This window comes from Verrucomicrobiia bacterium (assembly GCA_035946615.1).
Classification (GTDB): domain Bacteria; phylum Verrucomicrobiota; class Verrucomicrobiia; order Limisphaerales; family UBA8199; genus DASYZB01.
Window position 1 is genome coordinate 1 of record DASYZB010000152.1, and the last position, 17,526, is coordinate 17,526.

The 17,526-nt window shown below is 57.2% G+C and carries 19 protein-coding genes; 5 read left to right on the plus strand and 14 right to left on the minus strand.

Annotated elements, in window-relative coordinates:
• The 7 genes from VG146_22170 to VG146_22200 all read right to left on the minus strand — a co-directional run.
• The coding region (locus VG146_22170) for an RND transporter (protein ID HEV2395066.1) at nt 1-298 on the minus strand (298 nt) is incomplete at its 3' end.
• Nucleotides 299-414: 116 nt separating this feature from the next.
• Nucleotides 415-1,467, minus strand: coding sequence for an ATP-binding protein (locus VG146_22175; GenBank protein ID HEV2395067.1), 1,053 nt, complete (start codon nt 1,465-1,467; stop codon nt 415-417).
• A complete protein-coding gene (locus VG146_22180) occupies nt 1,464-2,150 on the minus strand; it encodes a response regulator transcription factor (protein HEV2395068.1) in 687 nt (228 codons plus the stop codon). Before VG146_22180 ends, VG146_22175 begins: the two co-directional genes overlap by 4 nt.
• Nucleotides 2,151-2,303: 153 nt before the next feature.
• Nucleotides 2,304-2,675 carry a PepSY domain-containing protein gene (locus VG146_22185; GenBank protein HEV2395069.1) on the minus strand — a complete coding sequence of 124 codons (372 nt, stop codon included), beginning with the start codon at nt 2,673-2,675 and terminating at the stop codon, nt 2,304-2,306.
• 144 nt (nt 2,676-2,819) lie between these two features.
• Nucleotides 2,820-4,481, minus strand: coding sequence for a hypothetical protein (locus tag VG146_22190; protein HEV2395070.1), 1,662 nt, complete (start codon nt 4,479-4,481; stop codon nt 2,820-2,822).
• Nucleotides 4,457-5,716 (minus strand): MFS transporter, encoded by a 1,260-nt coding sequence (locus VG146_22195; protein ID HEV2395071.1) that lies wholly within the window; start codon nt 5,714-5,716, stop codon nt 4,457-4,459. Before VG146_22195 ends, VG146_22190 begins: the two co-directional genes overlap by 25 nt.
• A gap of 17 nt (nt 5,717-5,733) precedes the next feature.
• Nucleotides 5,734-6,507, minus strand: a complete 774-nt coding sequence (locus tag VG146_22200) for an SDR family NAD(P)-dependent oxidoreductase (GenBank protein ID HEV2395072.1) — start codon at nt 6,505-6,507, stop codon at nt 5,734-5,736.
• Nucleotides 6,508-6,731: 224 nt separating this feature from the next.
• Between VG146_22200 and VG146_22205 the strand changes: the two genes are divergently transcribed.
• Nucleotides 6,732-7,790, plus strand: a complete 1,059-nt coding sequence (locus VG146_22205) for a YncE family protein (GenBank protein HEV2395073.1) — start codon at nt 6,732-6,734, stop codon at nt 7,788-7,790.
• 60 nt (nt 7,791-7,850) lie between these two features.
• Here VG146_22205 and VG146_22210 read toward each other — a convergent pair whose 3' ends face one another.
• Nucleotides 7,851-8,696 (minus strand): mechanosensitive ion channel domain-containing protein, encoded by an 846-nt coding sequence (locus tag VG146_22210; GenBank protein HEV2395074.1) that lies wholly within the window; start codon nt 8,694-8,696, stop codon nt 7,851-7,853.
• Between the two features lie 254 nt (nt 8,697-8,950).
• Between VG146_22210 and VG146_22215 the strand changes: the two genes are divergently transcribed.
• From VG146_22215 to VG146_22230, 4 genes are all read left to right on the plus strand, one after another.
• Nucleotides 8,951-9,376 carry a MerR family DNA-binding protein gene (locus tag VG146_22215; protein ID HEV2395075.1) on the plus strand — a complete coding sequence of 142 codons (426 nt, stop codon included), beginning with the start codon at nt 8,951-8,953 and terminating at the stop codon, nt 9,374-9,376.
• A 383-nt stretch (nt 9,377-9,759) separates the two neighbouring features.
• Nucleotides 9,760-9,990, plus strand: coding sequence for a heavy metal-associated domain-containing protein (locus VG146_22220; GenBank protein ID HEV2395076.1), 231 nt, complete (start codon nt 9,760-9,762; stop codon nt 9,988-9,990).
• Nucleotides 9,991-9,994: 4 nt separating this feature from the next.
• Nucleotides 9,995-10,729, plus strand: coding sequence for a hypothetical protein (locus VG146_22225; protein ID HEV2395077.1), 735 nt, complete (start codon nt 9,995-9,997; stop codon nt 10,727-10,729).
• Between the two features lie 17 nt (nt 10,730-10,746).
• Nucleotides 10,747-11,331: a hypothetical protein gene (locus tag VG146_22230; protein ID HEV2395078.1), complete on the plus strand. Its 585-nt coding sequence runs from the start codon at nt 10,747-10,749 to the stop codon at nt 11,329-11,331.
• 679 nt (nt 11,332-12,010) lie between these two features.
• On the opposite strand, the gene VG146_22235 is transcribed toward VG146_22230, so the two are convergent.
• The 6 genes from VG146_22235 to VG146_22260 form a co-directional block, all read right to left on the minus strand.
• On the minus strand, nt 12,011-12,232 hold the full coding sequence (locus tag VG146_22235) for a hypothetical protein (GenBank protein HEV2395079.1): 222 nt from the start codon (nt 12,230-12,232) through the stop codon (nt 12,011-12,013).
• 800 nt (nt 12,233-13,032) lie between these two features.
• On the minus strand, nt 13,033-14,046 hold the full coding sequence (locus tag VG146_22240; protein ID HEV2395080.1) for a hypothetical protein: 1,014 nt from the start codon (nt 14,044-14,046) through the stop codon (nt 13,033-13,035).
• Between the two features lie 290 nt (nt 14,047-14,336).
• The gene (locus VG146_22245) at nt 14,337-15,131 is read right to left on the minus strand and encodes a hypothetical protein (GenBank protein ID HEV2395081.1); all 795 of its coding nucleotides are present in this window, start codon (nt 15,129-15,131) and stop codon (nt 14,337-14,339) included.
• A 55-nt stretch (nt 15,132-15,186) separates the two neighbouring features.
• Entirely contained in the window at nt 15,187-15,372 is a 186-nt protein-coding gene (locus VG146_22250; protein ID HEV2395082.1) for a hypothetical protein, read from the minus strand.
• The gene (locus tag VG146_22255; protein HEV2395083.1) at nt 15,369-15,605 is read right to left on the minus strand and encodes a helix-turn-helix domain-containing protein; all 237 of its coding nucleotides are present in this window, start codon (nt 15,603-15,605) and stop codon (nt 15,369-15,371) included. Before VG146_22255 ends, VG146_22250 begins: the two co-directional genes overlap by 4 nt.
• Before the next feature lie 311 nt (nt 15,606-15,916).
• Nucleotides 15,917-17,467 carry a recombinase family protein gene (locus VG146_22260; protein ID HEV2395084.1) on the minus strand — a complete coding sequence of 517 codons (1,551 nt, stop codon included), beginning with the start codon at nt 17,465-17,467 and terminating at the stop codon, nt 15,917-15,919.
• Between the last annotated feature and the right edge of the window lie 59 nt (nt 17,468-17,526).

Below are 17,526 nucleotides of genomic sequence, written 5' to 3' on the forward strand. Positions count from 1 at the left end.
CATAGACTGAGTCGTCTATTTTTGCCAACACCGCTCCTTGCTCGACTACCGAGCCGTAATCAACCGGTTTGCCTTCCGTGTCGGTTCCGAAGGACTGGATGCGGCCAGCCACCTGCGCTCCGACGTCCACTACTTCCATCGGTTCGACAGTGCCGCTGGCGTTGATGGTAGTCTCGATGCTGCCGAGCTTCACTGCAGCCGTGTGGAAGGACACTTGGGAATTGCTTCGCGAGCGCCACCACCAGAACCCAGCACCCAAAACAGCGCTAACGATGAGCGCCCTGATAAAAAGTTTCAAAATGCGTTGCATGAATAGCGCTTCGCGCTGCTGCCGTTAAAAACCGGACATACTTCGAGCAAAACCGATTTTAGTTGAACGCTCGCCGGATCGCAAAGATTTCAGAGGCTCAATCCTTAAACCTTCGGCGCATCCAGCGGAAGGCGAACGGTCACAGTTGTCATTTGGGACGGCGCAGAATCAATGGCAATCGTCCCCTGATGCGCTAAAACGATCCATTGTGCGATGCTCAAGCCCAGCCCGCACCCTTCCGCATCTGCAGTATGGGCAAAATCAGCGCGAAAAAATCGATCAAAGACGCGGTGGAGCGATTCAGAGGGTATGCCAGGGCCCGTGTTGGCGATGGTAAACTCGGCCCAGTCATCCGCTTGTCGCAGGGCCATGCAAATCGAGCCACCCGGTTGATTGTGTTTGACGGCATTGTCCGCCAGGTTCAGCAGCAACTGCCTGAGCCTGTGCGCCTCGCCGCGCACCCTCAGTTCTTCGCAGGCGAGCAGCTCCACAGACAATCCAGAGGCTCGGGCGAGCATCTGGGCGTCTGCGAAGCAATCTCGAACCAAATCGGCCAACGACACAGGGACAAGGACCAAAGGAACAAGACCGGCGTCGGCTTTTGCCAGAAGGGTCAGCCCATCGACAATCCGTGCCAGGCGGCTCAGCTCATCCAACCGGCTGATGGCGCGTTCGCGGGCAACCGGACCCAATGAATCGTCACGCAACTCGGTTTCGGTCTCGCCGCAAAGGACTGTTAACGGGGTCTTCAACTCATGGGAGGCATGAAGCGTAAAATCCCGGATTCGCGTAAAAGAGTCATTCAAACGGGCGGTCATGGCATTGAGAACCTCGGCCAGACGGTCCAGTTCATCATGGTTGTGAGTGCGTGGAAGCTGAGCCATGTTGCGGGCGTGAACGCCTTCCGCCGCGCGGATCAGCTCAGCAATCGGCGCGAAGGCTCGCCGCATCAACCACCAACCGCCAACAATGCTTATGAGAATCGCTGGAATTCCGATGCCAGATACCAAACCCACCACGTCATCCAGGCTATCACTCGGCTCTTCGGTAGCGTTGCGTTCTTCGTGCAGTTCTTTTAGAGAAAGGGCTGCAATGGCCAGCACCGAAAGAAGCAGAACCCCGGCATACCAAAGCGTCATGCGTGTGCGGATGGTCATGGGCTGTCGGGTTGTTGTTCCTTCAAGACGTAACCGGTCCCACGCACGGTATGGATCAGTTTGCGCTCAAAAGCTGCGTCAATTTTTTCACGAAGGCGCATGACATACACATCAATCAGATTGGTGCCGGGATCGAAGTGGTAATCCCAGACCTTCTCAAGGATCATCATTCGCCCGCACAGCCGGCCCGACGAGCGCATCAGAAACTCCAATAACCGATATTCCCGGCTGGTTAATTCGATTTCCGTTCCGCCGCGTTGCGCTCGGTGAGTCACCGTATCCAATGTCAGGTCGCCTACGCGCAGGACAGGGGATTTGGTTTCGCTGCCACGCCGAGTCAAAGCCCGAACACGCGCCGCCAACTCGACTAGCGCAAAAGGCTTGGGCAGATAATCGTCCGCTCCCGCATCGAGGCCCTCGACGCGTTCATTAACCTCACCTCGCGCCGAGAGCAACAAAACCGGCGCCGGGTAGCGTTGTCTGCGCCACTGCCGCAGAACACTTAAACCGTCGCGTCCCGGCAGCATGATATCCAGCACAACGGCGTCGTACGGTATCGCGGCGCTCGCCGCTAAGGCCTCGTCCCCGCTGTGGCACACATCCACCGCGAACCCTTCGGCCTGGAGCGCCTTGCGTACGAAGGAAGCCGTCTTCTTTTCGTCTTCAACAACCAGGATGCGCATATCAGGTCACCCTCCCGCAGCGGCGGATTTTGAGACAAATCCCTTTCACTGGCGGTAAACATCGGGAAGAGCAGCTCTTTTGGAAAGGTCAAATGAGCCCAAAAGCACGGGACGCTGCCGGTGCTTTGGTCTTCGCTGCCGCAGATGGAAGTACTATTTGCCTTCTTCCTTTTCGTCGTCGTCCTTTTCTTTCTTCTTCTCTTTGGCTTCCTGGGCAGCGGATTCTTTGTCCACGCCCACGACCTGGCCCGTGACGGCATCCACGTTCACTTCGGTGATGTCGCTCGCGCCGGGGGTGGCAATATCAAAGGACCAGATCAGTTTGCCCTTTTCGCGTTCGAGCTCGGCTTCCTTGATCGTGCCACTGGGCACCTGGGCCAAAGCGATTTTCTGCGCATCCGCTTTGGTTATTTTTGCTTGAGACTGAAGGGCGGCCTGGCTTTCGTGGCCTTCATGTTTTTCTGACACGCAGGCCGCCAGCAGCCCGGCGGCCAGTGTGGAACAGACGATGGTTTTGATTTTCATGATCTCATTCGGTTTGCAAACCGTTTTGGTTCGCGCGCCTGAATGAAACCCGATTGACATGAATCCTTGATGAACCGCAGATGACGGTTTTGTCATTTACGCCAGAGCAGGACCTTGCCGAGTATCGAGTTTTACAGACTCGGTTCACTCGCCGGCGCTCTTCGCCCCGCGCTGCGCCTTCTCAATGGCCGCCTTCAGGTAGCTGTCGTCGTGCTGCTTCTTCCAACCATCGGTTGGTGGCGTACCGGGCGCCACGCGGTAGGCGGCCCACATCTCGTTGACAAAAGCTTCCCAGGTTTTCCCTTCCTGCGCCCAGTCGGGTTCGTCCATTGCCGCATCCCTTTTCAACCGCTTGAGGACCTGGGTTTCGTCCTCAAACATCCAGCGGTCGCAATAGTCGAAGAAGGCATCGTGGTCCCAGGCCTTCTCGGCCTTCATCAGGCGCAAAGCCAGTGCCTCAGCGATCCAGGCAGCGCTGGTGCAACAGCGCCGGTACGATTCACTCATCTTTTCGCGCCCCTCCTTCCAGGTGGAGGGCGGGGTGTGTTCATAAGGCCCCGTGTCTGCTCGCGCAATTCCGGTTGCTTCGTCGATGCCCCGATGTCCGGTGAAGACCACCTTGGCCCCTGTCCAAGAGTCGCCATAGGCGGTTTGTTCATCTTCGCCAAAATGCGCAGCGGGAAAGGATTTATTGATGTGGGCCAACTGGTCGTCGCCCAGGAGCAGGCCCGCGAAAACAATGGGCAGTTTGCGTCCGCTGCCGTGCCCGCCGAATCCTTCCCAACCGGGGTGCCCTGAGCGAATCATGCCGCCCAGGTCAATACCCACCTGCACGAAATCTACCAGGAGCGCTTCCTTCTTTTCCGGCTTGAGGTCGGTGCAGAGCAGCAGCGCGTCCTGCCCGACGACCCGGGCGTAATCGCGGCCATATTGCGGCATGTTTTCCACCGGACTCTCGAAGCCGAAGAAGCCCGTCCCAACCCAGGGCCGTTGAGTGAACCGGACATACAATCCGAGGTCCGGCAGGGCCTTGCCGGCAGCGGCAGGGAGGAGGTCTCGTTTCAAGTTGCGAGACAGATAGATTCTCGCCTGGCGATCGCAAAAGGCGGGGCGGAAGGCGTCAGGAGGCAGCGGTTCTGCCACGCAACTCAGCACTGCAGCGGTCCGGATTGGACTGCTGTCATCCACACCGCGCTCGACGGTCTCCCACAACTGCGGTTTGAGGACTAGACCCTTGGGCATGCTGATGGTCGAGACGAGCGAATCGCCGGGCTTCATTGCCACAGGCAACCTCTGGATGAGGGAAGGATCGAACCAGTTGCGCACGCCGCTGTCGTAAGAGACTTTCATTGCCGCCGGTGGATTGAGCATGAAACCGTTGCGGACGCGCTGGGCCATCGGGCGCTCGAGGTCCATGTGGTCCAGTTCGATTTCGGGAATCTCCGCCCCGTAGAGCGGGGCAGGGGTGATTACTTTGATTGTTACCGGACCAACCACATACCAGTCACCATTGATGAATTGGCCGGCGCGCGTGGGTTTGTCGAAGGTCCATGTGATGCCGTATTGCGAAACACTGTTCTTCAAGGGCAGTTCCTCAAGGTTGGGCGTGGTGGGAGGATGCTCTCGGGTGTAAACCGGGACTGCTTGGGTCGAAGGGACCCACAGGTTCGGCCCTATAACCCGCGGCGCGGTTGGCCGAGGGGCCGGTAGGGTGGCAAGGGATTTCTGCTGGCTCAGAACTTGAGCCGGCTGGCCTGCCAAGGCTGCCGCCAAGACAAGACTCAGTGCGTAATGGCGGGACTGCATGGTATTGATCGAGTTTGGAAGCGCGGGTCCGGGCGCAACGGCCCGATAAGGAACAACACAATGGCGACGGCCAACACCGGCAGGATGCCATACCCAATAAAGACCGGGTAATATCCAAACCGGTCCACCATGCGGCCAGAGAGCCATTGAAAGAGCATGCCGCCCAAACCCGAGCCCATGCTGGCCAGGCCCCAAATCGAGCCGAGCGCATTTTTTGGGAAGACCTCTGCCGGAAAGGCTAGCGTGTTGGCCACGTAGCCGGTATAGCCGAACATCGCGATGGAAACAAACGCAATCGATAGATATGGATCATGAGTGATGATGGCCGGAATCGCCGAAACCATGAGCATCCCGAAGAGGGCGGCGCCGGTTTTGTAAGCGCGCCCAATGGAGACGCCGCGCGAGATCAAGAGCTGTGTGAGACCTCCGCCGGCCAGATTCCCAATATCCGCAATGATGAATGGAATGGGCGCCAGCCAGACGATCTGTTTGAGATTGAAGTGGTGGACGTCGGTCAGGAATTTGGGCAGCCAGAATACGTAGAAATACCAGACCGGGTCCATGAACACTTTCGATAGCGCAAAAAGCAACAGGAAACGGGTCTTGAGCAAGCGCCAGGGCGAGGGCGGGCATGCGGTCACTTCGGCGACGAGGGCCTCTGGGGTGTGGTAAATCACCGCGAAGCCGATCAGCCACAGGCAGCCGATGAGCCCGACGATGACGAATGCGGGACGCCAGCCCACGTGAATCAGCAGCAAACCCACCGCCGTGGGGCCGACCAGGGCGCCGATGCCGGCGCCGCTGTTGAAAATCCCTGAGGCGAGTGAACGCTCCCGCGGTGGGAACCATTCCCCCACCACCTTAACGGCGGCGGGCCAGTTGCCGGCCTCACCCAGCCCCAGCAGCATCAGAAAGCCGGCGAGCATCCAGACATTTTGAGCCGCGCCGATCAGCCCAACGGCGGAACTCCACAGGAACATGCAGAGGAGGTAACCACGCTTGGCGCCCAGCCGGTCGATAATCGGCCCGGATACCCCGTTGCTGATGGCGTATGCGAAGAAAAAGGCGGAGGTGAGCAGGCCATAATCTTCATTGGAAAGGGAAAAGACCTTTTGGAGGGTTGTGGCAGAGACTGAATAGGCCTGGCGGCAAAGGTAGTTGATAACCGTGGCCAGGAAGATCAGACCCACCATCACCCAGCGCAAACGAGAGGGCTCTGCCTGAGGAGCTGACATGGCTTTGGCCGCGACACCTAGCAGATACGCATCGTCATCCCGCCGTCCACCGAGACCGTTTCGCCCGTGATGAATTCGTTGGTCACCAATTCAAGGATCAGGCTGGCGACCTGCTCGGGCGTTCCCTCCCGATGCAACGGGATGCGGTTGTCCAGGTTGTTCTGTTTGACCTGCGCCGGCATGGTGGCGTGAAAGGCCGTGCGGATAATGCCAGGCGCTACGCAATTCACACGGATGTTATTGTCCGCAAACTCGAAAGCCAAAGCACGGGTCAGTTGCGGCAAAGCGCCCTTGACGGCCTGGTAAGCCACGTTGCTCTTGACCCCGCGAATCCCGGCCGCCGAAGAAATCAGGATGATGACGCCCCGTCCTTTTTGCTTCATGGCTGGAATGGCAGCGCGGCAAAGATGAAAAATGGCGTGCACATGCACATCGAAGGCGGCATGCCACGCCTCCACCGTCAATTCTAATAGTCCGCCATTGACCGGCCCGCCGGCTGCGTGGACCAACACATCGACCGGCCCAAGCTCCCGGGTCGTCTCCTCCACACATCTCGCGGCCTCGCGGGCCACAGCAACGTCCGCGCCGATGAGCAAGCATTTGCGGCCCAGGGCCACGATGCGCCGGTGTGTCTCTTTGGCCTCAGAACTTAACCGGCGTCCCACGAGGGCTACATCGGCGCCCTCTTGCGCCATCGCAATTGCCGTGGCGGCGCCAATGCCCTGAGTGCCGCCGGTCACCAGTGCAACGGAACCTGGCAGGAGCTTGCTTTGAGCGGCGCGTCGATTCATAGAAGTGGTTCGAGGGGTGGTGGTCGTCATATTCAGAAACATTCTAACGCGGTGACCAGCACCGCTCCAGCCATTTGAGGCGGGCAGAATTCAGGGGGATTCACGCTGCGGCGGCACAGCGAATGGCCTTGATCTCAGTTCAATTTCATTGTATGCACTGCTTCTACCAGCAGGACTTAAACCTGCTGGGACAACCAAACTCAATCCATTGGAGTTCTTTCTTTATGAGCATAAGCCAACTAGCGCGGGGTGTTTTTCCATTCTCACTGGCAGTCCTGATGAGCGCGTCGGCTCAGGGCAAGTCTGCAGTATCCACAACGGGCGACACGGGCCCTTATCATGTTTCCCATCTCTTCCATGTGGGGGGCGAGGGCGGGTGGGATTACCTGACCGTGGATTCCGAGCACAAGCTGCTCTACGTTCCGCGCTCGACGCACACCATGGTTCTGGACGCCAACACAGGCAAGACTGTTGCGGACATCCCCGGACAAAAACGCAACCATGGCGTGGCCATCGTCCCCAGCGCCGGTCGGGGCTTCATCACCGATGGCGCAGATGCCTCCGTCACTGTCTTCGATTTGAAGACTTACGCCGTGCTGGGAAAGGTCAAAACTGCTGATGACTCCGACGGGGTTATCTACGACCCGGCGAGTGGGAAGGTCTTGGTCGTCTGCGGCGATGCCGGTGTAATGATTCCCATTTCGCCGGATTTGGACCTCTCAACGGGCAAGGCCGACACGGCGGTGGAGCTTGGAGGCAAGCCTGAATTTCTGGCCGCCGATGGACAGGGGAAGGCCTACATCAACCTGGTGGATAAAGACCAGGTAGCGGTGGTGGACACCAAGACGATGAAGGTCCTAAATAAATGGTCAACCCTGCCGGGCGGCTCGCCGGTCGGCATGTCGATGGACGTTGTGAATCGCCGTTTGTTCATCGGTTGCCGGCGGCCACAGCGCCTGGTTGTCATGGGCGCGGATGATGGCAAGGTCCTTGCCGCTCTGGAAATCGGGGCTGGGGTCGATGCCACGAAATTCGACGGTGACGCCTTTGCCAGTTGCGGGGACGGCACGCTCGCCGCCGCCCGCGAGACCGCTCCGGGCAAATTCCAGCTCGTCCAAACTGTCCAGACTCCACGCGGTGCGCGGACCATGGGCATCGATGCCGCAACTCACACGCTCTATCTTCCCACGGCCGAGTTTGGGCCTGCGACGGAGGGCCGATCTCGGCCACGCCCAAAACCCGGCTCATTCATGGTCGTCGTGGTAAGTCCCTCTGGCAAATAGGTGGTGACCAAACTACGAGACCTCCAACAACACCTCAGGATGCGTCGCGGCAATCTTCAGTCAGATTCCCTTTGCCCGGCTTGGTAAAGCCGTCACCACTTCGGTGTCGGCGTTGAGTAAGCGCACTTCGCGTTGTGGGAAGGGCATGTCGATATTTTTAAGCCTGAACTGCTCAACCACCGCCTGGTAGATTTCGCTCCCGGCGAACACAAAATCGTCCAATCCCACCCATGGTTTAACCGCAATATCGACTGACGAATCGCCCAGCAGCGTCACACCGACTATCGGGGCGGGTTGTTTGAGTACCCGTGGATTGGCCGCCAGGACTTGCCGCACGACGGCCAGGGCTTCACTGATGTCGGTGCCATAAGCCACTCCCACCGAGAGGTCCAACTGCCGGTTCATTCCGTAATTGTGCAGGATTTCACCAACAATCTTGCGGTTTGGAATCACCACGCGCGATTGGTCGGCATGGATGAGTGTGGTGCTAAAAAGTTGCACGCTGACCACCTGGCCATTGACATCAAGCAACTCCACGTATTCACCCACCCGGAATGGCTTGGTGAAAATGATCGTCAGGCCCGCCACCAGATTCGACAGGACGTGTTGCGTGGCCAAACCGATGCCTACTCCCGCTACCCCTATGCCGGCAACCATCGGCGCAATGGGGACGCCGCATTTATCCAGGGCCAGAACCACAGCGAGGCCAAAGACGAGCAACCGGACCACCCGCACGGTCAGCATCCGGATCGGCGGTTCGATTTGCTTTTTGATCAGCCACCCGTCAACAGCCCTGCCAACCCATCGCGCCACCAGCACCCCTGCCGTCAGGATGATCAGGGCGCCGATGATCTGAATGCCGTAAACCGCCAGGAAAGTGAACACCGTTTTTTGAATCTCTTGCATAGATTAGCAACTTCGAGGCTCTATTGCCTCCAGCTTTTGTGCCACCACGCAATTGGCTGCCGTCCGTGATGGAGGCCTTCGCGACATGTCCCCATTATGCCCACCGGCCAGCCAGGAAGCAAACTCTAAAGCAGGCGCCGGGGACATCGAAGGTGGCGAAAAGGCAGCCTCGGCTTATGGTAAAGCGGCCCTGCAATTTCTCTGCTTCTGGGCTTGACCCTGCACTTAGGTGCAGGGTTTAGCATCCTTTTAAGATGCAAAGTCAGCCATCGAACGTGGATTTATTGACGATTGGCCGTCTGGCGCGGCTTGCCGAGGTCGGCGTTCCTACGCTGCGTTTTTACGAGCGCGCAGGCTTGTTGCCAAAAGCAGCGCGCACGGCGTCGAATTATCGCCTGTATCCCGATGAGGGAGTCGTCCGAATACGGTTTATTCGCCGCGCGCAGCAGCTTGGTTTCACGCTTAATGAGATCAGGGACCTGTTAGCATTGCGGACGAATCGCAGAACGTCCTGTGCAGAGGTCCGTTCCCGGGCGCACGCGAAAATCACTGATATTAAGGCGCGCATCCGTTCGTTGCGCCGGATGAGCCGAGCGCTGGCGAAGCTCGCCCGGGAATGCGACGCGCGCTCCAACGGAATCGAGTGTCCGATGCTGAAACATTTGGAAGGCAGGTTCTAGTGTCAAAAAAAGCGAAGAGACAAGGCGTTCTCGTGGGAGGCAGCGCGGTTTCCGCAGTAGCCGCATCCCTTTGCTGCCTTGGGCCACTGGCGACGTTGGCGTTCGGGTGGGCAGGATTTGCGGGCGCGTCGTTCTTGACGAAGTGGCGGCCGGCCTTTCTGGGAGTCACGTTCGCACTGCTCGCTCTCGCCTGGTATCAGACCTACCGCAAGCCAACGAATGCAGCTTGTGAAAGCTGGCGCTGCGCGATAAAACCAACCGTGAAATGGACCAGGATCATTCTTTGGTTCACAACGGTGTTCGTTCTTGCTACTGCGACTTTTCCGAACTGGTTCGGAGCCGTTGCCCAGCACCTTGAATCTCGAACGCAAATTTCTTCCGGAATGCCCGTTTCGCAACTCGCCACCCTTCGCGTCAGAGTCCCATTGATGGACTGCGATGCCTGTGCGATACTGATTCAAAACAAACTGCGCCAAACGGGCATTCAGAACGCAATCGTGACATTCCGCACCAAGGCAGCCGTGGTGCGCTATAATCCCGCCGAAGTTACCGCCAGGAATATAATGAACCTAATCGATGAAACCGGGTTCAAAGCTGAGCCCACAACCCCGTAATAAAATGAAAGACAAATATCGAACAGCCGTCATGCGTGCGGTGCTCGTTGCCGCATCAACTTATCTCGCTTGCTTTCAGACAGCCCTCTGCGCGGACATAGCCCAAAGTTCCGCCCCAGCCACAAGCTCCGAACATGAAAGAGGAATGCTCAACCCCGATCGGGTTAGCTTTTACGAGGTGCCTCTGGTGTGTCCTGCAGCGCCACAAATTGGCTGCGGCAGCGCCTCCAAGCCGCTCCTGCTCAGCCTCGAGCACAGCGGTGTCGTGTCGGAAGCATGGCTAAACCGCGCGGGAACCATTTTGGCTGTTGTCTGGAACGAGCAATCGAAAGCCCGAGAGCGGGCCAAAACGCTCAAGGCGATTCTTGAGCAAAAAGAGATGACGGCGAAGAAACTTACCGGGGATGCTGAAAAACAGGCACTCAAAGATTTTCAGTCCGGAAATGCCTGGTATCGCGGCGCCGGCGTGGACCGCCTTAGCGAGGAAGAAGCCGGAATTATGGCGGGCAGATTGATTCGAAAGATTCGCACCGTGGTCACGTTAACCGGTCCAAACAGCAAAGCCATGCAGCAGCAATTCACCGAGATTCTCACACGCCGGCTGACGGGTGGGTTGCCGGACCGGGATTCGACTGAGAAAGAAATCCTGAAGATATGCCGGCAGTACCTCAATGAACAAGAGGTGAGTCAATTGCAGGAGGCTTTGAAGGGCTTTCGCCCGAATAGGGACGAGCCTTGATGGGTCTGTATGGGTTTATGTCGAATTGCTGCATAAATAATCCAGAGACCCCGGCAGCCAGCAGGGCCGGCAAATGCCCTGAATGCAGCGACCTGGGGACCCGAGTCGCAACAATCACTCTCAAGCACATCGTGAAACCGAGCTTTCTCGACGTTGCCAGTAGGCCCGGCTTCCTCTTCTGCCCTTCACCAAACTGTGGAACGGTTTACTTCCATCCGGATGGCGAACGATTCAGTAAAGGCGACTTGCGGGTGCGGGTTGGGCTCAAGGAGACGGAGGACCCCGTTATGCTCTGCTATTGTTTTGGCTTTACCGAAGCGATGGTGATTGAGGAAATCGATGCAACCGGCGATTGCGATATCGCGCAACGCATCGCGTCGAGAGTCAGGGCAGGGGACTGCGCTTGCGAAGTGCGCAATCCACAGGGCTCATGCTGCCTGGGAACTGTTAGGGCAGCGGTGAAGCGATTGAAGGCCGCCAGGCTTCCTTTTGAAGCCAGGCCTGCAGCCGTTTCGGATCAAACTCTCAACAGCGGAACCGCAGCTAAGCTTCAGCTTCTGGCATTTGTGGCTATCCTGGGAGCAGGAGTTTTCGCTGCGTGAGGGCATCCGGCCTGCAAAGGAGGCAGGTCGAGAATGGATTTTTTTTCGGGGGCACCCGGTTCGGGTCGGCGAGAGAGGGGAGGCGATTTGTGGTGACCATTGGTGACCATTGGTGACAACAGGTGACGTCTGGCTACAGGAAGGCTGAGAGTGTCCAAAAAGTGGATAGCCAGGGAAGGGAGAGGGGAGGGGGGAGTGTTTAGGTGCTACAGGGCGTTACACCGTTACAACCCGCATAAAACCGAGGCATTATGAAGATCAAACCGTTACAAGGGCGTTACAAAGGCGTTACAAGACGTTCCAAGGCGTTACAAGATATCCCCGAGCGCTGAAAGCGCGATTCATCCGGGCGATTTCAGTCCCAGAGATATCTCTCGTCGAATTCGAGGTGGTATCAAACCACAGAGGCGCGCAGATACAGAGGTTTGGAAAAGAGCCGCAAGCGGGGCCCAAAATACAGAGGCAGAGGCCAACACCGCCAACACCGCAGGTCCTTGCGCGGTCAGGCCTTAAGGTTTAGGCTGCCGGCAGGCAATCCGGCTGATGCATGGTGCCCGCGATCTAGACCATCGATTAATTCAACCGCCGGGAGCAGAGGCAGCAGAGGCTCGGTCAGAGGATAAGCATCGTCCCACCTATCGACTCGACACTCGTTCAAGGCGCCCGTTCGCCGCAAAGGTCACTTTGTGGATTCGGCGCGATAAGCCTGCAGCTCCTTGGCCGTAGCCGGGGCGGGCCAAACCGCATCGTTGCGGTCCCAAATCATTCGTGAGTTGGTTTTGCCCGGACGCAAGCTGGCATCGCCACCATCGTCCTTGCCGTCTTCACCCACTGAATAGAGCACAAAACCGCCTGTGGGGAGCGGACGAAACTTGATTGGCTTGCCATCCATGTAGTCCACCGGGATGGAGCGAAGGAATTCAGGCGCGAGAGCATCGAGCGACTGGGGCGGTCCACCGTGGCGGAGCGCAAAGCGCTTTAACGCACGTGCTCCATCGTTGTAAACAAGGGCACCAGCAGGGTGATCAGCACCACCGCCAACAGCAGTCGATGCCGCCCGAGCCAGGCGCCAAGCTTCTGGAGCGAGTTGCGGTTCATTCGAGGGCATCGTGTCCTGCCGGGAAATCCAATGGAGGGCGTGAGCAGAAGCGCGGTTACGCATTGATGGAGCAGGCTAAACCAGTGTACTGGGAAAAGCAATCGGCGCAGGGCCACAGAGGCCACAGACCAGAGACACGAGAATCCGAACCTGCTGACGGGAGGGCGGATAAATCTACGTCTGCGATTCGATGGTGTGGAACCTGGCGTTGACTGCGCTGAAAAAGATGGCCGTGCAAACGGGATTTGTTGCTGAGCTCGGGTTGGAGCGTTCGCGCGGGAGATGCTAGGCATCCGTCGTCAGATTGGGCTCAGTCAGTGGCGTCCATGGGGCATTGCAGATAATCTCACTCGTTGACGAACGCGAGACTTTGTTCAATTGGGTGATGCGTCTGGAACGACCTACGGTTTGACCCCGACGCTTAGCGCAACGAACTGCGCCCGCACGGAATGGTCCCGAAAACTGGTTTACTTCCGCAACACAACCCCGCCATACTGTCATCCGTGAAGATTCTCTTGACGGCAAAAGTAAATCCTCCTCGACTTCGCCAGAGACACAGGGTCACCTACGGCGCCAGGCACGACTGTCCTGCATGGCTTCCTTCAATGCCCTTGGCCACTTTCAACCTGCGACACAGGGCGGAAGAAGCGTTTGACCCAAAACAGATAACCCAGAACCGGGAGCATCCAAAGCACAGAGTTCCACAACATGAACTTGCTCGAAATCCATCCCTGGCGGCGGATAAGGTCAATTTGCGCCTCGGGGTAGCCCATCCTTCGATACAGCTCCAGGATGTCCAGGTGCAGGAAGGAAATAACATTTGAGAGGCCGAAGACGATCAGAACGGCCACCAGCGCCCACAATCCGGCGATTTTGAGCCGATACCACAGCAGGCCAAGCCAAAACCAAAGGCCCGCCAGGACGAGTGCTAGCAGTGTTCCCGGCAGACGTGAAACGATTGTTCCGAAAACCGGCAGCACACCGCCGTAGGCTAACGGGAACAACAGCATTGAGACAGAACCCAGCCACAGAAAGCACGCAACCCCCAGCACAGGCAGCGGGCAGGCATCGGTCCAGCGGCGCAACGGATCGCGCGCCTCGCACGTGGCCTTCACGTGGCAACTTTGGTAAAAGAATACGAGTACCCCTGGCAGCGCCAACATGAACACCGTGAGGAACACCATCTGGACAACGACAATGACGACGAGCGCTACAGGGGGCAATGCAGGGCCAGTGGCGGCTGAGGCACGGAGGATGCGGGGCATGAGAAAGGCCATCAACGGAACGGCTATCACACCGACGCATAACCAGCCCCAGGCAAGTATCAGCAGCAGTGCCCGCGCCCAGCGGCGGCATTGGATGGAGCCAACGCCGAGCCACACAAAGACGGCAGCCATCCCTACGTAAACAAGTATGCCGGGAAGCAGTATTCTGCTGTTGAGCGCGCCCGATGTTCGAGAAAGCATCAATTGTCCGAGAACCATAAAACCGACCATCAGCAAGCACAGGGCTCCCAGCACGATTTCGAGGATGCCAAAGACTACAAGACCGGTGTGGCGATCTTTATATTGCGGCGGAACGGGAGGAATATCCTGGAAGGGAGCGTTCTGATTCACGTGCCCAGCCTACGAAGTCAACCCGGATGGTCAAGGTTGAATCGAGCCTATCACTCGCCAGGTTCTTCGCCGGCCGGCCCGCGGCAGGAGCAACATGACACCCCCCAATCGGAGGTGCAGCGGATCGGAGCCTTCCAGTTGTCCATTAGACACCGCTCGGGAGCCATCGAACAAATCAACAGCGGAAGAACACCGCAAGGTCGGCTGTCATGCCATTGTCTGGCTCCTGGTCACAACATCGGCTTAACCAGAGCGTGGCTGCCCCTCGGATGCCAGTCTCCACGGAGGGGCTACCATTCGATATAATCAAGCCTGTCCCGCTCCGCCGCCCATGCCTTTGCCTTCATCTGCTCTGTCAGGAGCTTCGTGGGCTCATGGTTAGGTCGAAACAAGTATTGAACCCAGATAGGAGGATGATGCTCATCCAAACGCATCGAACCATTTTCCCACTCAAAAAACCGATGCACCCAAAACGCGTGATAGCGACCCTCTTTACCCTTCGCAGGACAAAACGTCGTGTGCATGAATCGGAATGTTTTGGTGGTCGGGTCTATCACCAAAGAATGACGCCCCAACCCCCAACCATGAACTCTCGTAAACCGATACCCGTTTGTTCCTTCTGAGAAGGCGAACACGCCTAGAGCCTGCTCTCCACCAATGCCGCAGGCTGTTGTCGGCTTTATCGCAAAGAAGTCTGGGACGCCATCACCGTTGAAATCGCCCGAATACACCGCAGCCAAGTAAGGGCCAAGAACAAAATCGTTGTAAGTTTTGTAAACCTCGCCGTTCGGTAACCGCACGACCACGGTAGCAAAATCTGCATCTGGGTCATGGACTTCCTGCATTGTGGGGAATTTCTTTGGGAATGCGGGATGGCCCCAAATGTTCAAGTTGGTGTCTATCTCGACGTAGCGAACAGTCGGCAGGGAAGGCCAAGGCTGACCGTGCAGAGATGGGACGTAATCCGCCACCAAAGTTGGCCAAGGTTCAACGCCGTTCGTGCCACCGGGCGAAAGCGACTTGTTAACCGTGGCTTGGCCCCATGCCCCGACAGGCGACAGCAGAAAACCCAACAGGCAGGTCACCGTGTAGGACCGAGACCAGAACGAAGATGGCTGGCTCATTTCTCGCCTCTCGGAATCAGGGAGGCCCGAACGTCCCCGCTGTTGCTGATGACCCTGCCGCTGCGTGTGTGCGTTCTTCGGGGGGGGCGTACCAGCCCAACAACGAACCTGAGGGGTCCGTGATGGTCTCTCGATAGTCGTTTACCTGCTGCTGATAGGCAATCGTCTTGCCGCTGGCGTCTCTGATTATCTCGGTCTTCATTTCCGTATCCTTTTTACCACGGCCTTCGCCTTGAGCAACTTGAATACGCTGGAGACGGGCATTCTTAACTCCCGAGAGATTTCACGGATGCCCTTGCCTTGCTCCCGTAGTTCCAATACGTCGGCGCGCCGACGCTGAAGGGTAGCGGGTCGGCCCAGCGTCACGCCCTTGGCTTTCGCCGCCGCAAGGCCCGAGTTGACCCGCTCACGGATGGCCCCTCTTCTGGATTCCACCGCTCGAACTCGCAGCGGGTGATGCCGTCAGCCGTAACTCCAATTGCGTGAGAGTGTTCCTTGGCTACAGGAATAAATACAACGCCGCCGCCGAAGGATGCAGAAATATTTTCGGCTGGTTGCCGAGCCGACTCGGAATGGGGCTATCGAACTGCCACGGTTGCTCCCCATACGTATGCAAATGTCGCCGCCTATGAGAATCTGGCCCCGCCTGTTAAACGGCTATGGGCACCCCGAGCGGGAAGGTGACCTTCGATTGTTCAGACACACTCCCAGCCGCCCAGGGTAGTGGGGAAGATAGGCAAACTGGGTTACAGACCTGCTTCCTCCGCCTGTTCATCGGTCATATAGTCGCCGAGCCAAGCGCCATTCAGGAGTTGAACCCTAACCGTATCGGTTTCCAACTCGATTTCAACCCGCTTCAAGAAAGTGGGGACCAATGCCTTGATTTGCTGGCGTATGGTCTGGTCTCTCAAGTCCCTTGCGATAAGTTGAAGAAAGACAGCCAAGTTCTTCGGGGCTGTCTTCCGTTCGGAGTGCTTTACTCTGGCTTCCCGCAAAGCCTTTTCCGTATCTCTCTCCCGTGTCTTCAAGTCGGCAAGTATGGGCTTCAAGTCATCCGTGTTAGTTGTGTCATCCTCCAGCAATATGAGGGTGTTCTTTCGCTTTTTTCGGATGGACGCCAGTTCCGTTTCCAAGCGGTCTATCTCTCGGGCTGTCTTTGTATCCTTTTCCGCACGCAGGATGCTCGGGGCTTTCTTCAACAACACCCCGAACACCCATTGCTCTACGTCATCGGCTTTCACATACTTTTTGTCCTGGCACCCGTAATCACGAGCGTTGAAGCAATGGTAGTAGTTCGCTGAACTTGACTTGTGGACACCTAACGGCTTGCGGCACGATTTGCAGAAGATATGCCCATTGAACAGGTTGTTTATCCGTGCATCGTGCTTGCCGTGCCTGGTGGTGTTCTTGTCCAGCATCATTTGAACTTTGTTGAAGTCGGCTTCGGGGACAATGGGCTTTAGATAGTTCGGATATTCAACCCCGCCAAGGGTCAACGTGCCTATGACTTGTTTGTTGCGGAGCATTGAGCGAACACCGCCAGCACGCCAAGGGGCGTGTCTGTCTTTAGTGTCATTCCACTTTGGGACTTTATACCCTACCAAGTCCTTTACAATGGCAGTAGTGCCCTTGCCGTTCAGATAAGCATCAAAAACCCTCTTGACAATTGCAGCTTTAGCGTCATCCCGAACGAAACGGTTCTTTTCTTTGTCGAACCTGTACCAGGGCGGGAGGTATCCACCAAGTTGACACGGCTTGCCTTGCTTCACGGTTGCAATCATTCGCTTTACAGCATCGCTGGTGCGTCTGAACTTCATTCGGCTTTCGTCATATCCCCGTATCAAGTAGGTAGTCGCAACAATCAGTTCAACGGGGCTATTCTTGACGGCAGCGTGAGTAAGGATTTTGTCATCCGACACCAGTCCGATTTCCACCCCGAGCAACAGAAGTTCTGTAAGCAAATGCACGGCTTCGGTTGTCTCTTGTCTGGTGATGCGGTCAAGGGCTTCCACGCAAAGCACAATCGGGACTTCAATCCTTCCAGCCTTGACTGCCCTTATGAACGTTCCAAGATTGCCTTGCGCCGTGTTGGCTCCACGGAATGCGGACAGGCCCGGGTCCATTATTGAGCGGCTTTCGTCCAGGTTCAACTTGTGCTCCTGGCAGAATGCCCGTGTTTCATCAAGCTGGCGTTCAACCGACTTGCCAAACCGCTGTTTTCTGCTACTGAACCGAACGTATGATATGGCGACTTTCGCCTCAGCTTTATTGGGGTTTTCAAGGTGTTCCGTATTCATTCACCCTGAGAATGCCAGAGCGGTGTCTAAATATCAACGGGTTTCAGCCGGTTTGCTCA

What these genes read in the sequence shown, in the direction of transcription:
- VG146_22175 (HEV2395067.1), bottom strand. Translation starts at nt 1,467, where the DNA reads ATGACCATCCGCACACGCATGACGCTTTGGTATGCCGGGGTTCTGCTT.
- VG146_22180 (HEV2395068.1), bottom strand. Translation starts at nt 2,150, where the DNA reads ATGCGCATCCTGGTTGTTGAAGACGAAAAGAAGACGGCTTCCTTCGTA.
- VG146_22185 (HEV2395069.1), bottom strand. Translation starts at nt 2,675, where the DNA reads ATGAAAATCAAAACCATCGTCTGTTCCACACTGGCCGCCGGGCTGCTG.
- VG146_22190 (HEV2395070.1), bottom strand. Translation starts at nt 4,481, where the DNA reads ATGCAGTCCCGCCATTACGCACTGAGTCTTGTCTTGGCGGCAGCCTTG.
- VG146_22195 (HEV2395071.1), bottom strand. Translation starts at nt 5,716, where the DNA reads ATGTCAGCTCCTCAGGCAGAGCCCTCTCGTTTGCGCTGGGTGATGGTG.
- VG146_22200 (HEV2395072.1), bottom strand. Translation starts at nt 6,507, where the DNA reads ATGAATCGACGCGCCGCTCAAAGCAAGCTCCTGCCAGGTTCCGTTGCA.
- VG146_22205 (HEV2395073.1), top strand. Translation starts at nt 6,732, where the DNA reads ATGAGCATAAGCCAACTAGCGCGGGGTGTTTTTCCATTCTCACTGGCA.
- VG146_22210 (HEV2395074.1), bottom strand. Translation starts at nt 8,696, where the DNA reads ATGCAAGAGATTCAAAAAACGGTGTTCACTTTCCTGGCGGTTTACGGC.
- VG146_22215 (HEV2395075.1), top strand. Translation starts at nt 8,951, where the DNA reads ATGCAAAGTCAGCCATCGAACGTGGATTTATTGACGATTGGCCGTCTG.
- VG146_22220 (HEV2395076.1), top strand. Translation starts at nt 9,760, where the DNA reads ATGCCCGTTTCGCAACTCGCCACCCTTCGCGTCAGAGTCCCATTGATG.
- VG146_22225 (HEV2395077.1), top strand. Translation starts at nt 9,995, where the DNA reads ATGAAAGACAAATATCGAACAGCCGTCATGCGTGCGGTGCTCGTTGCC.
- VG146_22230 (HEV2395078.1), top strand. Translation starts at nt 10,747, where the DNA reads ATGTCGAATTGCTGCATAAATAATCCAGAGACCCCGGCAGCCAGCAGG.
- VG146_22250 (HEV2395082.1), bottom strand. Translation starts at nt 15,372, where the DNA reads ATGAAGACCGAGATAATCAGAGACGCCAGCGGCAAGACGATTGCCTAT.
- VG146_22260 (HEV2395084.1), bottom strand. Translation starts at nt 17,467, where the DNA reads ATGAATACGGAACACCTTGAAAACCCCAATAAAGCTGAGGCGAAAGTC.